Below are 1,644 nucleotides of genomic sequence, written 5' to 3' on the forward strand. Positions count from 1 at the left end.
TCAATTATTCTGGATATTAATGATTTTGCATTGTGTTATTGGTACTGCTGCTGCTTTTGTGGCAAAAAGTGGAGGTAGGAATTTTAATATTTGGCTAGGTTGGGGTTTATTGGGGGGTACTATTGCTTTGATAACTGCATTTTTGTTACCTGCTAAAAATCTGGATTGAAAAGGGAATTAATTAGCTGAAAATTAGAGAAATTTATCTTAGGAAAGTTTAAAGATACTACTCTTGGCTTTCCTATAAAAATTTGTCTGCTTTGGAGTAACTTTGATATTTTTTGAGATGGAATGAATGGGAAAAACTAGAAAGAAATTTGCTGGGAAAACTATACATTTAGCCAAGAAACTTAGTTGAATAAAAAGTCATGCGCATTGACGAAAAAACCACACTACTTTCTATCGTATCACAATTTTTGTAGGGATGCAACTAAAAATCCTCCGACGTGCAATTTTTTTTGGAGCTTCAGAGAATGAAAATGTTGGTGGTTTTCCGCTGAAAAGAGATGGATGGAAAGATTTGATAATAGAAGAGGTAGTTGCTCAACTTCAGAAAATATCTACTTACTTTTAGGTAAAGCAGATATCTAGGAAAAGTCTCTGACAAATTTGCGACTACTTATATATAGAAGTGAAATTTTCACCTCTGAAGAAAAATGGCAAAAAGTTGAGGGTAGGTAAGAGGTAGTTGCTCCACTTCAGAAAATATCTACTTTCCTCTAGATAGAGCAGATATCTGGGAAAAGTCTCTGACAAATTTGCGACTACTTATATATAGAAGTGAAATTTTCACCTCTGAAGAAAAATGGCAAAAAGTCGAGGGGAAGGAAGAGGCGATCGCTCAACTTCAGAAAATCTCTACTTACCTCTAGGTAAAGACAGATATCTGGAAAATTCTCTGACGAATTTTCGACTCTGAGGAAAACTGGCAGAAAGTTGAAGGGAAGCAAGAGGTAGTTGCTCCACTTCAGAAAATCTCTACTTAGTTCTAGATAGAGCAGATAACCGGGAAAATTATCTAACAAATTTTCGACTATCTATATAAGAGTGAAATTTTCATCTCCTCAGAGAACTGGCAAAAACTCAAAGGGAAGCAAGAGGTAGTTGCTCAACTTCAGAAAATATCTACTTTCCTCTAGATAGAGCAGATATCTGGGAAAAGTCTCTGACAAATTTGCGACTACCTATATATGTAAGTGAAATTTTCATCTCCTCAGAGAACTGGCAAAAACTCAAAGGGAAGCAAGAGGTAGTTGCTCCACTTCAGAAAATATCTACTTTCCTCTAGATAGAGCAGATATCTGGGAAAAGTCTCTGACAAATTTGCGACTACCTATATATGTAAGTGAAATTTTCATCTCTGAGAAAAACTGGCAAAAAGTCGAGGGGAAGTAAGAGGTAGTTGCTCAATTCCAAAAAATATCTACTTACCTCTAGGTAGAGCAGATATTCTGGAAAATTATCTGACGAATTTTCGACTACCTATATAGTGAAATTTTTGACTCTGAGGAAAACTGGGTCGGTGGCACTGCCAACTTTGAATATGTAGTCACCAACCCAGGGGACACAGCATTAGATAATGTCACAGTTACCGATGACCGAGGTGTAACCGTCACCCCAACCGAATCCGGTGGTTTCAACGTC

The 1,644-nt window shown here is 36.9% G+C and carries 1 protein-coding gene; it reads left to right on the plus strand.

Features of this window, described 5'->3' with window-relative positions; genetic code table 11:
* Positions 1–424: 424 nt before the first annotated feature.
* Positions 425–574, plus strand: a complete 150-nt coding sequence (locus F6K13_RS32140; RefSeq protein ID WP_161565031.1) for a hypothetical protein — start codon at positions 425–427, stop codon at positions 572–574.
* The last annotated feature ends 1,070 nt before the right edge of the window (positions 575–1,644 follow it).

Source organism: Okeania sp. SIO2B9, assembly GCF_010672505.1.
Classification (GTDB): domain Bacteria; phylum Cyanobacteriota; class Cyanobacteriia; order Cyanobacteriales; family Microcoleaceae; genus Okeania; species Okeania hirsuta.

What these genes read in the sequence shown, in the direction of transcription:
- F6K13_RS32140 (WP_161565031.1), top strand. Translation starts at nt 425, where the DNA reads ATGCAACTAAAAATCCTCCGACGTGCAATTTTTTTTGGAGCTTCAGAG.